This window comes from Alterirhizorhabdus solaris (assembly GCF_007785815.1).
GTDB classification, from domain to species: domain Bacteria; phylum Pseudomonadota; class Alphaproteobacteria; order Sphingomonadales; family Sphingomonadaceae; genus Alterirhizorhabdus; species Alterirhizorhabdus solaris.
The window spans coordinates 1-14,301 of the sequence record NZ_VNIM01000101.1 but is presented as its reverse complement, the minus strand read 5'-3'; the positions used below and the strand labels follow the sequence as shown (position 1 = coordinate 14,301).

Sequence of the window (14,301 nt, the reverse complement as noted above, 5' to 3'; positions counted from 1 at the left end):
GTCTTCGGCATCGGTCTTCCCCGCCCCGCGCCGTTCGTTTCGCGAACGTATCCAGCGGGGAAGACCGATGCCGAAGACTGCCAAAGCCCGCCTAGAAGTGCGGCTTGCCGTACCCGCCGACGCCATCCGCATCATCGCGCTGGTGGACCGGGTGTACCCCGGCATGACGCACTACAGCCGCGGCATGATCCGCGGCCAGATCAACAACTTCCCCGACGGCCAGTTCGTCGCGGTCTACGACGGCAAGATCGTGGGCTATTGCGCCTCCTCGCGCATCGACGAGCCGATCGCGCTGGCGCCGCACGACTGGGAGCAGATCACCGGCAACGGCTTCGGCTCCCGCCACGATCCCACCGGCGACTGGCTCTACGGTTTCGAGATGTGCATCGACCCGGAGCAGCGCGGCCTGCGCATCGGCAAGCGATTGTACGAGGCGCGGCGCACGCTGGCCGAGCGGCTGGAGCTGAAGGGCATCGTGTTCGGCGGCCGGATGCCGAACTACGCCAAGGCGCGCCGCAAGGTGAAGACGCCGGAAGCCTATCTGGAAGCGGTGAAGGAGGGCAAGATCGAGGATCCGGTGATCGGCTTCCAGATCGCCAACGGGTTTGAGCCGGTCGGCGTGCTGCCGCGCTACCTGCCGGAGGACAAGGGGTCGGCCGGGTTCGCCGCGCTGATGATGTGGCGCAACCCCTATGTCGATCCGAACGAGGAAGCCAAGTTCCGCGTGCCGCGCGGCATCGAGAGCGTACGCCTGGCCACCGTGCAGTTGCAGGCGCGCGCGGTGAAGGACTTCGCCGAGTTCGTGAAGAACGTCGAATATTTCGTCGACGTTGCGGCGGATTATCGCGCCGATTTCGTCGTGTTTCCGGAGCTGTTCACGCTCTCCCTGCTGTCGTTCGAGGCCGAGCACCTGACGCCGATGGAGGCGATCGACCGGCTGACCGACCATCGCCAGCCGCTGGTGGACGAGCTGAGCCGGATGGCGCTGCGCTACAACATCAACATCATCGGCGGGTCGCACCCGACCCGTACCGACGACGGTGACATCCAGAACGTCGCTTACGTGTGTCTTCGCGACGGATCGATCCACGCGCAGGAGAAGATCCACCCGACGCCGAACGAACGCTACTGGTGGAAGATCAAGGGTGGCGACGCGGTAGAGGCGATCCAGACCGACTGCGGGCCGATCGGCGTGCTGATCTGCTACGATTCGGAGTTTCCGGAACTGGCCCGCCGGCTGGTGGACGAGGGCGCGCGCATCCTGTTCGTGCCGTTCTGCACGGACAGCCGGCAGGGCTATCTGCGGGTGCGCTACTGCTGCCAGGCCCGCGCGATCGAAAACCAGTGCTACGTCGTGATGTCGGGCAACGTCGGCAACCTGCCGAAGGTGGAGAACATGGACATCCAGTACGCCCAGAGCTGTATCCTGACGCCGTGCGACTTCCCCTTCGCCCGCGACGGCATCGCGGCGGAGGCGACCGAGAATGTCGAGACGCTGACGATCAGCGACGTCAACCTCGCCGACCTCACATGGGCGCGCGCCGAGGGCACCGTCCGCAATCTGGCCGACCGCCGGTTCGACCTCTACCAGATCGACTGGAACCACGGCCCGCACGGTGATGCCACCCCGCCCGTGGCGCAGCCGATGGGGCCGCGCACGCCGGGCGGTGGCTGATGGGCGGGGGCGGGGCGCTGGCGCCATGGCCAGCTGCCTGCTGTCGGACACCGTTTCCGACTGCCTGGTCCAGGCCCGTCCTACCTGCCCCTCTCTTGACGTGCGCCCTGCCCTTATTCCTCATCCTCGCGAACGCTGGGATGAGGGGGCGGGTGGATAGGGGGAGAATGAAGACGGCGGAGGCCGACGGTCCGGCTTCGATCAACCCTCGTCCCTCATTCCCGCCGCGTCCCCGTTCCGTCCCCACCTCTGCCTGCCGGCCTCTCAATTCCCGATCAGCGCCTGATCCACCATGCAGCGGGCGATTTCGCGCTCGCCGTTGATCGTCATGTTCGCGCCCAGTCCGATCAGGTGCTTCGACTCCGCCTCGCCATGGGCGCGGGCGACGATCCGCACGCCGGGGTTGATCCGCCGCGTCTGCTCGATGATCTGCCCCGCCTCGAAACTCTCGGGGATGGCGAGGAACAGCAGCCGCGCCTCGGCCACGCGGGCGCGGCCCAACACATCCGGGCTGGCGGCGTTGCCGACCACGAACGTCGCCTTGTCGTGGGCCGGGCGGGCCACGACGTCGTCATGCGTCTCCACGATCGTCACCCGCTCGCCGGCCTCCAGCAGTTCGGCCGACACGCGCGAGCCGACACGGCCATGGCCGATCAGCACGATGTGCCCGGTCTGCGGCGGGTGCGGCGCGTCGCCGATCGCATGATCGTCGGTCTCCGTCGCCAGCGCCTTGCCCGCCACCCGGTCGATCAGGGTGAACAGCAGCGGGTTGAGCAGGATCGAGATGATCGCGCCCGCCAGGATCAGGTCGCGTGCCTCGGCCGGGATCAGGTTCAGCGAGAAGCCGAGCGTGGCGAGGATGAACGAGAACTCGCCGATCTGCGCGAGGCTGGCCGAAATGGTCAGCGCCGTCTTGGTCGGCCGGCCGAACAGCCGCACGATCAGGAAGGCGGCGATCGACTTGCCGACCACGATGATCGCCACCGTGGCGGCCAGCGCGAGCGGCTGGTCCGTCACGACATGCGGGTTGAACAGCATGCCGACCGACACGAAGAACAGCACCGCGAACGCATCGCGCAGCGGCAGCGTCTCCTCGCCGGCGCGCTGGCTGAGGGGGGACTCCGCCAGGATCATGCCGGCGAAGAACGCACCGAGCGCGAACGACACGCCGAACAGCATCGCTGCGCCGAACGCCACGCCCAGCGCGATCGCCAGCACCGCCAGCCGGAACAGCTCGCGTGAGCCGCTGTGCGCGATGTTGTGCAGCAGCCACGGGATCGCGCGGCGACCGACGATCAGCATGAAGGCGACGAACGCGATCACCTTGCCGATCGTGATCGCCAGCGTGGCGAGCAGCCCCGCCCCGCCCTCGCCGCCGCCGTTGGCGATCGCCGGCAGCAGCACCAGCGCCAGCACCATCACCAGATCCTCGACGATCAGCCAGCCGACCGCGATCTTGCCACGCTCGGTATCGAGGATGCGGCGTTCCTGCAGCGCGCGCAGCAGCACCACCGTGCTGGCGACCGACAACGCGAGGCCGAAGACGATGCCCGCCATCAACGTCCAGCCGAGCAGCCAGCCCAGCCCCATGCCGAGCAGGATCGCCGCGCCGATCTGCACCAGCGCGCCCGGAATGGCGATGGTACGGACGGCGAGCAGATCCTTGATCGAGAAATGCAGGCCGACGCCGAACATCAGCAGGATCACGCCCAACTCCGCCAGTTCGTTGGCGAGATGCTGGTCCGCCACATAGCCCGGGGTGAACGGCCCGATCAGCACGCCCGCCACCAGATAGCCGATCAGCGGCGACAGGCGCAGCCGGAAGGCGATCGCACCGAAGATGAAGGCGAGGACGATACCGCCGACGATGGTGGCGATAAGCGGGGTGGCGTGGGGCATGGGGCGAGACGGCTCCTTTCCTCCTGCCAAGCGATCGCCCCCGGCTTTGTTCCGCCTCCGTTTGTAACGAAGTGGGGCTGGTGGCCGCCGCGCCACAGGGCGATGCACTTTTGTTGCGTATGGCGCTGGCCTTGCCGGCGGGGGTCCGCGACAAGGGAGGCAATGGCGCTTCCGATCCAATCCACCGCCTTCAGCGATTCGCTTGTCATCCTCGGCGCGGCCGGGCTCGTCATCCCGGCCTTCGCCCGCTTCCGGGTCAACCCGGTGATCGGCTTCATCCTCGTCGGTCTTCTGGTCGGGCCGTTCGGGCTGGGGTCGCTCGTCGATCGCGCGCCGTGGCTCTATCACGTCACCATCACCGACACCCACTCGATCGAACCGTTCGCCGAGATGGGCATTGTGCTGCTGCTGTTCTCGATCGGGCTGGAACTGTCGTTCAAGCGATTGTGGTCGATGCGGCGTGCGGTGTTCGGGCTGGGCGCGGCCGAGCTGATCGGATCGGCCCTGCTGATCGGCGTGGCGCTGCACCTGATCGGCCAGGGCTGGACGGGATCGGTGGGCATGGGGCTGGCACTGGCGCTGTCCTCCACCGCGCTGGTGCTGCCGATGGCGGGCATGGTCAGCCCGGTCGGCCGCACCGCCTTTGCAATGCTGCTGTTCGAGGATCTGGCGCTGGTGCCGATCGTGTTCGCGCTCGGCGCGCTGGCGCCCAACGCCGCCGATGCCGGGTGGGACGGGATCCTGCGGACGCTGTGGCAGGGCGGCCTCCCCATCGCGGTGATGCTGGTGCTGGGCCGGCTGCTACTGCCCCGCCTGTTCGGCCAGGCCGCGCGCACGAAAAGCCCGGAACTGTTCCTTGCCGCCAGCCTGCTGGTGGTGATCCTCTCCAGCATCGCCACCACCGCCGCCGGCCTGTCGCCGATCGTCGGCGCGTTGCTGGCTGGGCTGCTGATCGCCGAGACGGACTATCACACCGAGGTCGAGGTCATCACCGCGCCGTTCAAGGGGCTGGCGCTGGGCGTGTTCCTCATCACCGTGGGGATGGGACTGGATCTGAAGGTGATCGCTCAAAACTGGCAGTCACTGCTCACCGCCGTGGTGGGGGTGGTGCTGGCGAAGGCGATCGTGACGGCGGGGCTGCTGCGGCTGAGCGGCGCCAGCCCCGGCGTTTCGGCCGAGACGGGGCTGCTGATGTCCTCCCCGTCGGAAACCACGCTGATCGTGCTGGCGACGGCGGCCCAGGCGCAGCTCATCCTGCCCAGCACCGCCGCCTTCTGGCAGATCGTCACCGCCATCGGACTCACCATCACGCCGCTGCTGGCGCTGGCCGGGCGGGACATCGCCCGGCGGGTAGAGCTGAACCGCACCGGCGAGGAGGAAGAGGACGCATCGGTGGAGGAACGCACCGTGATCGTCGGCCTCGGCCGCGTCGGTCGGCTGGTGGCGCAGGTGCTGGATGCGCACAGCCGCCCCTATATCGCGATCGACGCCGATATCGACACGCTGCGCCACGCCCGCAAGCGCGGCTACAAGGTGATGTTCGGCGACATCACCCGCCCCGGCATGATCGAGCGGCTGGGGCTGGAAGCGGCGAGCGCGCTGGTGCTGACGATGGACGATCGCGTCCAGCTCGTCCGCACCACCGCTCAGGTGCGCGCGCTGCACCCCGATCTCACCATCGTCGCCCGTGCGCGCGATCCGAACCATGCCGCCGAGCTGTACCGCGCCGGCGCCAGCGATGCCGTGCCCGAGACGCTGGAGTCCTCGCTGCAACTGTCGGAGGCGGTGCTGGTGGATCTCGGCGTGCCGATGGGGCCGGTGATCGCCTCGATCCACGAGAAACGGGCGGAACTGCGTGCCAAGATCATGCAGATGGCCAACATCACCCACGAGCCGCCGATCCGCCGCCGCACGTTGCGCGACGCGGGCAAATAGCGCGGGTTGCGCCCGCGGCGGAAGCGGGCGCATGATCGGGGCATGGCGACGGCAACGACCCCCACCCTCGATCCGGCGACCGCCGCCGTGCTCGATCGCGCCGCCGCCGCGCCGATGCTGGCGCAGACCGAGGCGTGGGCCACGGTGAACAGCGGTAGCGGCAACCTGCCCGGCCTCGCCACGATGGCCGGGCTGCTCGCCGATGCCTTCGCTCTCCTGCCCGGCACGCTCTCATTGCGCGACGCGGCTCCGGGGGAGAACATCGCGCCGGACGGCCGCCGCGTCGCCGTGGAACATGGCCGCAACCTGCATCTCGTCGTGCGACCGGAGGCGCCGGTGCGGGTGCTGCTGACCGGCCACATGGATACGGTGTTCGCCGCCGATCACCCGTTCCAGACCGTCACCCGCCTCGATGCCGCCACGCTCGGCGGGCCGGGCGTGGCGGACATGAAGGGTGGCCTATCGATCATGCTTGCCGCCCTCACCGCGATCGAGACGTCGCCGCTGGCGGCGCGGCTGGGGTATGAGGTGGTCGTCAACAGCGACGAGGAGGTCGGCTCGCCCGGATCGGCCGCGCTGATCGCGGCCGCGGCACGGGGCAAGGCGGTGGCGCTCACCTACGAACCCTCGGCGCTGCCCGACGGCACGCTGGCCGGCGCGCGGCCCGGCAGCGGCAATTTCTCGATCATCTTCACCGGGCGCAGCGCGCATGCCGGGCGCAACCCGGAGGACGGCCGCAACGCCATCGTCGCCGCCGCCGATCTGGCGGTGCGGCTGCGCAAGAGCGCCACGCCACGCCTCTCGATCAACCCGGCACGGATCGACGGCGGCGGGCCGAACAACGTGGTGCCCGATCACGCCATCCTGCGCGTCAACATGCGCCCCGCCACGCCGGAGGACGAGCGACGCGCGCGCACCTTTCTCGAGTCAGCGGTGGCGATGGTGGCGGCCGAGCATGACGTGCGCGTCCACGTCCACGGCGGGTTCGGCCGTCCACCCAAGCCGCTCGATCCCGCCGCCGAACGGCTGTTCGCGATGGTGCGGGATTGCGGCGCCACGCTCGGCCAGACGATCGGCTGGCAACCGACCGGCGGCGTGTGCGACGGCAACAACATCGCCGCCTGCGGCGTACCGGTAGTGGATACGATGGGCGCGCGCGGCGGCGCGATCCATTCGGCGGACGAATATCTGCTGATCGACAGCCTCGCCGAACGCGCCCGCCTGTCCGCGCTGGTGCTGCTCCGGCTGGCCGAAGCGGGCCGACCATGATCGTGCCGACGACCGGCATCGTCCGCCCCTCGCGCCCCGACGATCTCGATGCGCTGTACGACATGGCCAAGCTGACCGGCGGCGGCTTCACCAACCTGCCGCCCGATCGCGGATCGCTGAAGGCGCGGCTGGCGCGATCGGCCGAGGCGTTCGCCAAGCCGGAGGACGTGCCCGGCGACGACCTCTACATGCTGGTGCTGGAGGATGCCGACAGCGGCCGGGTGATCGGCACCGGCCAGATCTTCGCGGCGGTCGGCGAAAGCTCGCCCTTCTACACCTACCGCCTCGGCACGCTGAGCCAGACCAGCCGCGAGCTGAACCGCACCTTCCGCGCCGAGATGCTGACGCTGACCACCGATTACGAGGGCGCGAGCGAGGTGGGCGGGCTGTTCCTCCACCCGCGCGAGCGGGCGAGCGGGCTGGGGCTGCTGCTCGCCCGCAGCCGCTATCTGTTCATCGCCCTGCACCGCGCCCGCTTCGCCGATCGGGTGATCGCCGAGCTGCGCGGGGTGATCGACGAGGCGGGCGGATCGCCGTTCTGGGACGGGCTGGCCGGGCGCTTCTTCGGCATGAATTTCCAGGATGCGGACGAATTCAACGCGATCCACGGTAACCAGTTCATCGCCGACCTGATGCCCAAGCATCCGATCTATCTTGCGATGCTGGCGGAGACGGCGCGCGCGGTGATCGGCCTGCCCCACCCCGGGGGCCGCGCGGCGATGCGGATGCTGGAGCATGAGGGTTTCCGCCACGAAGGCTATATCGACATCTTCGACGGCGGCCCGACGATGGCCGCGCGCACCGATGCGATCCGCACGATCCGCAAGGCGCAGGCGGCCACGGTAACGACGATCGACGGGGCGACCGGCGAAACGTCGATCGTGGCGACCGGCCGCCTCGCCGGCTTTCGCGCAGGGTTCGCACGGGTGGCGGCGGCGGGAGACGGCGTGGCGCTGGATGCCGGTGCGGCGGCGGCTCTCGGCCTGAGCGTGGGCGCTACGGTGCTGCATGTGCCACGCTGACGTCCCGACCCATCGGAGCCGTCTCTACGTCGTTCGACACGAGGCGCGGGGGGCCAGAGCAGACGCATCCCCGGCGCCGGTTGATGTGCTCACCTTGCATTTCCGGTCTGGCTTCGAGGCGGCACCGGCGCAGCATGCGACGCGGAGGACACCCGCCCTGGATGATGCGCTTCGAGGCGTCCGCGCCGGCATGAACAGTCCGTCCCGAGCGTCGTGCCCCATCGAACGGCAAGCAGCCCTCCCTTTCCCCGCACGAAGTCGACGGGCCGCGCCCGCCCCTGCCTCACCCATGTGGATGAGCGATCGCCCCCCACCGCGACTTCAGGCGACAGACGGAGCCGGCACCTCATGCCCCTGATCGAGATCAATTTCGACGGCATCGTCGGGCCGACGCATAACTATTCCGGCCTCAGCCTCGGCAACCTTGCCGCCACGCATAATGCCGGCGCCGCCTCGCGGCCGCGCGCCGCCGCCTTGCAGGGCATCGCCAAGATGCGCGGCAACGTCGCGCGCGGGCTGGCGCAGGGGGTGTTCATGCCGCACCGCCGGCCGGCGGCGGACTGGCTCGCCACGCTCGGTACCACGCCGGACGGGGCCGATGCGGTGCTGCTGGCCAATGCGATGTCCGCCTCGCCGATGTGGGCGGCGAACGCGGCCACCGTCTCCCCCTCGCCCGATACGGCGGACGGGCGCTGCCACCTGACCGTCGCCAACCTGATGACGATGCCACACCGCAGCCACGAATGGCGCGAAACGCTGGCGCAACTGCGCCTCGCCTTTGCCGACACGCGCGCCTTCGCCATCCACGGCCCGGTGCCGCCCCCGTTCGGCGACGAGGGCGCGGCCAATCACATGCGACTGACCGCCGACCCCGGCGCGCCGGGGGTGGAGGTGTTCGTGTATGGCACCGGCGGCGGCCCCTTCCCTGCCCGGCAGAGCCGGATGGCGGGCGAGGCGGTGGCGCGGCGGCATGGCCTCGATCCGTCGCGCACTTTGTTCGTGGCGCAGTCCGAGGCGGCGATCGCGGCCGGCGCGTTCCACAACGATGTCGTCGCGGTGGCGGACGGGCGCGTCCTGTTCGCGCACGAGCAGGCGTTCGCCGACCGCGCCGGTTTCTACGCGGATCTACGCCGGCTGATGCCCGGGGTGGAGATCGTCGAGGTGCCCGCCGATCGGGTGAGCCTTGCCGACGCGATCCGCAGCTATCTGTTCAACGCCCAGCTCGTCACGCTGCCGTCGGGCGAGAGCGGGCTGGTGCTGCCGGGCGATGCGCGCGAGGTGCCGTCGGTCCGCGGCTGGCTGGAGGCGATGGTGGCGGGGAACGGCCCGATCCGCCGGCTCGATTATGTCGACGTGCGCGAGTCGATGGCCAATGGCGGCGGCCCCGCCTGCCTGCGCCTGCGCGTGATGGCCGACCCCGCCACGATCGACCCGCGCTTTCTGGCGGACGATGCGACGCTGGCGCGGATCGCCGGGGTGGTGGAGGCACACTGGCCCGAGACGATCGATCCCGCCGCGATCGGTGATCCGGCGCTGTGGCGACAGGCGGAAAGCGCGCGGGCAGCGCTGCTGGACGAACTGGGGCTGGGCGCGGCTCTTTGAATCAGCCCGGAGCGCCGCCCGGTTCCGCGCCGACGTAGCGCATGGCCACGTCGCACCGGGCATAACGTGCGCCGTAACGGGCCATGATGTCGGCATCGTGCCGGAAACCCAGCTTTTCGTACAGATGCACCGCCGCCGCGCACCTTGCGTTGGTCAGCAGATAAAGCGGGTTGGCGCCCAGCGCCTGCGCGCGCCCGATCATCGCGGCCAGCAAAAACGCCCCCGCCTTCAGCCCGCGCGCCTCGGGCCTGACCCCCATCTTGGTCAGCTCGAAACTGGCCGGTCCGGTCTTCTGGAGCGCGCAGGTGCCGACGATGCCCAGCCCGCGCGCCTCGACGAACAATATCTCGCCGCCGCCATCGATGATGCTGGCCTGCGGATTTTCCAGCACGGCGCGGTCGGTGTCCTCCATGCGGAACATCGTCTCGATCCACTCCGCGTTGATGTCGTGGAAGTGGCCGGCGAGGTCGGGCGTGAAGTCGCGGATGGTGAGCACCTGCGGCCGGGCCTGCGCTGCCAGCACATCGAGCGGGGTGGCGGCCAGCGCGTTCTCCACCTCGGTGAGCCGGTCGAGAAACACCGCCGCGTCGCCGCCGCACAGCGTGGCGACCGCCTCCTCCACGCGCGGCCATACGTGGAGCCGGGCGCGTGCCATCGCGGCGACGCCGGCTTCGGTCAGCGAGATGGTGCGCTGGCGCTGGTCCCGCCCGGTGTCGGATCGGGCGAGGCCCAGTTCGATCAGCTGGCCGATCGCCCGCGTCACCCCAGGCTGGCTGACCCCGACTGCCTCGACGAGTTGCCCGATCGTGAGCGAACGACCGTCGATTGCGGCGATCAGCGGCATGTGCGCCGGTTGCAGCGGCAGCCCCGCCTCGGCGATCACGCGTGCCGCACCGGCCTGCATCCGCTCGCCGAGCCGTTTGAGCCGGCTGCCGAGAAACACCGGCCCCGCCTCGCGCAACACATCGCCGACCATCACAAACTCCATGCACAGATATATACCGTGCTATGGATCGGTGATGGTGGTGTCAAGCGTGACTGTCCGCCTTCAGAACAGCCCCGCCACCCAATAGGCCAGCGCACCGATCGCCGCCGCTGCCGGCAGCGTCACCACCCATGCCACGACGATGTTCGCCGCCACGTTCCACCGCACCGCCGACAACCGGCGGGAGGCGCCGACGCCCACGATCGCGCCGGTGATGGTGTGCGTGGTCGATACGGGAATGCCCAGCCACGTCGCGCCGAACAGGGTAATCGCGCCGCCCGTTTCCGCGCAGAAACCCTGCGCCGGGGTCAGCCGGGTGATCTTCGATCCCATCGTGTGGACGATCCGCCAGCCGCCGAACAGCGTGCCCAGCCCCATCGCCGCCTGGCACGACAGCACCACCCACAAGGGTACGTGAAACGCGCCGCCGAGCATCCCCTGCGAGTAGAGCAGCACCGCGATGATCCCCATCGTCTTCTGCGCATCGTTGCCGCCATGCCCCAGCGAATAGAGCGAGGCGGAGACGAGCTGCAGCTTGCGGAAGCGCCGGTCCGCCGCGATCGGCGTCGATCGCACGCAGGCCCACGAGACGACCAGCACGAGCATCAGCGCGAGGAACAGGCCGAACGCGGGCGACAGCACGATCGCCGCCGTCGTCTTCAGCACCCCGCCCCACACGATCGCCGACAGCCCGGCCTTGGCGGTGCCCGCGCCCAGCAGCCCGCCGATCAGCGCGTGGCTGCTGCTGCTGGGAATGCCGATCGCCCAAGTCACCAGATTCCACACGATCGCGCCGGTCAGCGCGCCGAAGATCACCTGCGGATCGATGACATGCGCCTCGATGATCCCCGTCCCCACCGTCTGCGCCACGTGCAGGCCGAAGAACAGGAAGGCGATGAAGTTGAAGAACGCCGCCCACAGCACCGCGAACTGCGGGCGCAGCACGCGGGTGGAGACGATGGTGGCGATCGAATTGGCTGCATCGTGCAGGCCGTTCAGAAAGTCGAACAGCAGCGCCACGCCGATCAGGCCGATCAGCAGCGGCAGCGAGAGCATCATGTCCACGGGCGGCGGCTCAGGCGTGGTCGATCACGAGACCCTGGATCTCGTTGGCGACATCCTCGAAGCGATCGACGATCTTTTCCAGATGGCCGTAGATCTCGCGGCCGACGATGAAGCCCATCGGGCTGCCCTGCCCGTCCTCCTGCTTCTGGGCCTTGAACAGCGCCTTCAGCCCGGCATCGTGGATCTCGTCGGCATGGCCCTCGATCCGCACGAGCCGCTCGGTCAGTTCGTGCAGGCGGCCGGCGTTGGTGCCCAGCGATCGCAGCAGCGGGATCGCCTCGGCGGTGATCCGCGCCGCCTCCACGATGATGCCGCCCATGTCGCGCATCTGCGGGCGGAACTCGGTCACCTCGTACAGGGTGATGGCCTTGGCGGTCTGGTTCATCTGGTCGATCGCGTCGTCCATCGACCCGATCAGGCCGGTGATGGCGCTGCGATCGAACGGGGTGATGAAGGTGCGGCGTACATCCTGCAGCACCTCGCGGGTGATGTCGTCGGCCTCCTGCTCGCGGGTGAAGATCTCGCGGCAATGCACCGCCATGGTGTCGCTGCCTTCCAGCAGCTGGGCCAGCGCATCGGCGCCGGCTACCAGCGTGGCGGCATGATCCTCGAACAGCTCGAAGAAGCGGCCCTGTTTGGGCATGAGGGCCTGGAACCAGCGCAGCATGGATGATTTCTCGCTCGACAGACGGCGGATGCGGGTCAGCAGCCGGGTGCCGATCCCCATCGAGATTTCCGGCGCGCGGAAGCCGGTGATGATGGCGCGCAGTTCCGGCTCGGCCACCGCCGCCGCCGCATCGGGCAGGGTGAACCAGCGAAAATCGCGCTCGTCCTGCTCGGGCCACTCGTCGGCCTGCGAGACGAAGGAGAGCGGGAACACGTCCACCCGCGCAATGCGGACACGGCCGTTCTTCAGTTGCTTGGCGTAGCGGAACCGGCCGATCGCGGTGGGGCAGGCGATGCCGCTGATCCCGGCCTCCTCATACGCCTCGTGCGCGGCGGCGCGGTGAGGATCGAGGCCCTTGATCGGGTTGCCTTTCGGCACCACCCAGCGCCCCGTCCCGCGCGAGGTGATGAGCATGACGCGGGCCGAACCGTCCGGCTCGATCCGATAGGGCAGCGCCGCGATCTGTCTGATGGCCACCTCCGAAGGGAGGGCGTGCCATGCCACGGAAACACATCGTCATCAAACGCGGCGGACGATTATTTCCCGGCTTTCTCCGCCGTTTGCGGATGGCGGCTGCGCCACAGGGCATCGAGCCGGGGCTGCATCGCCTTGCCTGGCACCGTGGCCACCACCGACATGCCACGCAGCACCACCGCCGTGCCGCGCAGGAACCGCCCGTCCAGCGTGTAGCCGATATCGTGGATCGCGCGAGCCGTGTGCGGCTTGCCGTCGGCCAGATAATGCGTGACGACGACCACCGGCAAGCGCTGGTCGCCCGGCGCATCCTCTTTTTCACCCGCCGCCTTGCGCGCGCGCTTCAATGCCTCGTCGAACCACGCCGCTTCGATCCGGGGATCGCCCGTCGTCTCCACCGGCGTCAGGCCGAGGGCGCCGGGAAACAGGATCGTCTGCGCCTGGATCGCCTGCGTGTCGTTCAGCGGCGTCAGCGTCAGCCGGTCGCCGTCACGCGAGGGGGCCGCGCGCAGCACCAGCGTCGCCGCCTCGCTGTCCTCGCGGGTCGCGCTGGCCTGCGCCTTCTGCTCGGCACGCACCCGTTCCTGATGCGAATCCCACAGCGTGAGCCCCGAGATGGCGACCGCCGCCACCGCCAGTATCTCGCCGAGCGTGACCCAACGCCGCCGGGTGGCCGCGCGGTCGCTCGCTTCCTTGTTTTCGGCCATGAGGGGGAATGCGCGTCCAGCTTATTTGAGGTGGGGGGAGATGAGCTTGTTCATCTCGAACATCGTCACCTTCGGCTTGCCGAACACCTTCTCCAGCTTCTCGTCGGCGAGGATCTCGCGCTTGTCCGCCGGGTTCTGCAGATCGTTCGCCTTGATGTGTTCCCACAGCTTGCTCACCACGTCGCTGCGCGAAAGCGGCGTGTCGCCGACCACCGCGGCCAGCTCGGGCGAGGGCTGAAGCGGACGGTGCAGCCCGTCCACCTTCGTGCCGTCCTTAGCCTTGGGGGCGGCCTTGGGCTTTGCAGCGGCCTTGGGCTTGGTATCCGATTTGGTGGGCATGAAACCTCCGCAACCTGTCTCCAGCCGCAAAGAATGAACCGGCGGGGGAAAATGTCCATCGCAATCGCATGGCAGATGCCGGTAGCGCGCTATCCGGCAACGACCGGACGCGCAAGAGCAACGGCTCGTCGCAGGATCGGCCTGCCTCGTCTGGCGGCGGGCTGGCGACGATGCGCTCCTTCCCCTGTCGATTCGGGGGGTGAGCAGGGGATCATGGGGGTGCGCACCGTTTTGCTGGCTGCCTGCGTCGTCGCCACGCTCGCCGCCCCGCTTCGCGCGGAAACGGTGGGCGAGTGCGTACCGTTCGCCCGCCGCATGTCCGGCATCGCGCTGTACGGCGATGCCTGGACGTGGTGGGATCAGGCGGACGGGCAATATGATCGTGGTCGCAAGCCGAAGGTCGGCGCGGTCCTCGTCTTCCGTCCCACGCCCGCGATGAAGCTCGGCCATGTCGCCGTCGTCAGCCGCGTCATCTCGCCGCGTATTCTGATGGTGACGCATGCCAACTGGTCGCGCATCGGCGGCCAGCGCGGGCAGGTTGAACGCGACGTGACGATGGTGGACGTGTCGTCCCGACACGACTGGAGCGCGGTGCGCGTGTGGTACGATACCAACGAGGCGCTGGGCGGCAGCACATACCCCACCTTCGGCTTCGTCTATGG

Annotated in this window: 12 protein-coding genes; 6 read left to right on the top strand and 6 right to left on the bottom strand. The window is 69.1% G+C overall.

The window, feature by feature from the left end; genetic code table 11:
- The first annotated feature begins 67 nt into the window (after positions 1 to 67).
- Positions 68 to 1,675 (top strand): bifunctional GNAT family N-acetyltransferase/carbon-nitrogen hydrolase family protein, encoded by a 1,608-nt coding sequence (locus tag FOY91_RS17855; RefSeq protein ID WP_145154839.1) that lies wholly within the window; start codon positions 68 to 70, stop codon positions 1,673 to 1,675.
- A gap of 264 nt (positions 1,676 to 1,939) precedes the next feature.
- Here the strand turns inward: FOY91_RS17855 and ybaL are convergent, their stop codons facing one another.
- Positions 1,940 to 3,574 carry a YbaL family putative K(+) efflux transporter gene (ybaL, locus tag FOY91_RS17850; protein WP_145154837.1) on the bottom strand — a complete coding sequence of 545 codons (1,635 nt, stop codon included), beginning with the start codon at positions 3,572 to 3,574 and terminating at the stop codon, positions 1,940 to 1,942.
- 162 nt (positions 3,575 to 3,736) lie between these two features.
- Here ybaL and FOY91_RS17845 point away from each other — a divergent pair, with 162 nt between their 5' ends.
- The 4 genes from FOY91_RS17845 (at position 3,737) to FOY91_RS17830 (ending at position 9,402) form a co-directional block, all read left to right on the top strand.
- The gene (locus FOY91_RS17845) at positions 3,737 to 5,509 is read left to right on the top strand and encodes a cation:proton antiporter domain-containing protein (RefSeq protein WP_145154835.1); all 1,773 of its coding nucleotides are present in this window, start codon (positions 3,737 to 3,739) and stop codon (positions 5,507 to 5,509) included.
- A 42-nt stretch (positions 5,510 to 5,551) separates the two neighbouring features.
- The gene (locus tag FOY91_RS17840; RefSeq protein ID WP_145154833.1) at positions 5,552 to 6,778 is read left to right on the top strand and encodes a hydrolase; all 1,227 of its coding nucleotides are present in this window, start codon (positions 5,552 to 5,554) and stop codon (positions 6,776 to 6,778) included.
- Entirely contained in the window at positions 6,775 to 7,800 is a 1,026-nt protein-coding gene (locus FOY91_RS17835) for an arginine N-succinyltransferase (RefSeq protein ID WP_145154831.1), read from the top strand. Before FOY91_RS17840 ends, FOY91_RS17835 begins: the two co-directional genes overlap by 4 nt.
- Positions 7,801 to 8,148: 348 nt before the next feature.
- Complete coding sequence (locus FOY91_RS17830; RefSeq protein WP_145154829.1) at positions 8,149 to 9,402, top strand: N-succinylarginine dihydrolase; 1,254 nt, start codon at positions 8,149 to 8,151, stop codon at positions 9,400 to 9,402.
- 1 nt (position 9,403) lies between these two features.
- Here FOY91_RS17830 and FOY91_RS17825 read toward each other — a convergent pair whose 3' ends face one another.
- From FOY91_RS17825 to FOY91_RS17805, 5 genes are all read right to left on the bottom strand, one after another.
- On the bottom strand, positions 9,404 to 10,378 hold the full coding sequence (locus FOY91_RS17825) for a bifunctional helix-turn-helix transcriptional regulator/GNAT family N-acetyltransferase (RefSeq protein WP_145154827.1): 975 nt from the start codon (positions 10,376 to 10,378) through the stop codon (positions 9,404 to 9,406).
- A gap of 72 nt (positions 10,379 to 10,450) precedes the next feature.
- The gene (locus FOY91_RS17820) at positions 10,451 to 11,446 is read right to left on the bottom strand and encodes an inorganic phosphate transporter (protein WP_420822892.1); all 996 of its coding nucleotides are present in this window, start codon (positions 11,444 to 11,446) and stop codon (positions 10,451 to 10,453) included.
- A gap of 16 nt (positions 11,447 to 11,462) precedes the next feature.
- Positions 11,463 to 12,590 (bottom strand): DUF47 family protein, encoded by a 1,128-nt coding sequence (locus tag FOY91_RS17815; protein WP_203234624.1) that lies wholly within the window; start codon positions 12,588 to 12,590, stop codon positions 11,463 to 11,465.
- Between the two features lie 65 nt (positions 12,591 to 12,655).
- On the bottom strand, positions 12,656 to 13,300 hold the full coding sequence (locus tag FOY91_RS17810) for a hypothetical protein (protein WP_145154824.1): 645 nt from the start codon (positions 13,298 to 13,300) through the stop codon (positions 12,656 to 12,658).
- 21 nt (positions 13,301 to 13,321) lie between these two features.
- Entirely contained in the window at positions 13,322 to 13,639 is a 318-nt protein-coding gene (locus FOY91_RS17805; RefSeq protein WP_145154822.1) for an SWIB/MDM2 domain-containing protein, read from the bottom strand.
- 219 nt (positions 13,640 to 13,858) lie between these two features.
- Here FOY91_RS17805 and FOY91_RS17800 point away from each other — a divergent pair.
- The coding region (locus tag FOY91_RS17800; RefSeq protein WP_238995779.1) for a CHAP domain-containing protein at positions 13,859 to 14,301 on the top strand (443 nt) is incomplete at its 3' end.

Bases quoted from the DNA above. Each gene is read 5' to 3' on its own strand.
- FOY91_RS17830 (WP_145154829.1), top strand. From the start codon at position 8,149: ATGCCCCTGATCGAGATCAATTTCGACGGCATCGTCGGGCCGACGCAT.
- FOY91_RS17845 (WP_145154835.1), top strand. From the start codon at position 3,737: ATGGCGCTTCCGATCCAATCCACCGCCTTCAGCGATTCGCTTGTCATC.
- FOY91_RS17825 (WP_145154827.1), bottom strand. From the start codon at position 10,378: ATGGTCGGCGATGTGTTGCGCGAGGCGGGGCCGGTGTTTCTCGGCAGC.
- FOY91_RS17855 (WP_145154839.1), top strand. From the start codon at position 68: ATGCCGAAGACTGCCAAAGCCCGCCTAGAAGTGCGGCTTGCCGTACCC.
- FOY91_RS17835 (WP_145154831.1), top strand. From the start codon at position 6,775: ATGATCGTGCCGACGACCGGCATCGTCCGCCCCTCGCGCCCCGACGAT.
- FOY91_RS17840 (WP_145154833.1), top strand. From the start codon at position 5,552: ATGGCGACGGCAACGACCCCCACCCTCGATCCGGCGACCGCCGCCGTG.
- ybaL (WP_145154837.1), bottom strand. From the start codon at position 3,574: ATGCCCCACGCCACCCCGCTTATCGCCACCATCGTCGGCGGTATCGTC.
- FOY91_RS17810 (WP_145154824.1), bottom strand. From the start codon at position 13,300: ATGGCCGAAAACAAGGAAGCGAGCGACCGCGCGGCCACCCGGCGGCGT.
- FOY91_RS17820 (WP_420822892.1), bottom strand. From the start codon at position 11,446: ATGATGCTCTCGCTGCCGCTGCTGATCGGCCTGATCGGCGTGGCGCTG.
- FOY91_RS17805 (WP_145154822.1), bottom strand. From the start codon at position 13,639: ATGCCCACCAAATCGGATACCAAGCCCAAGGCCGCTGCAAAGCCCAAG.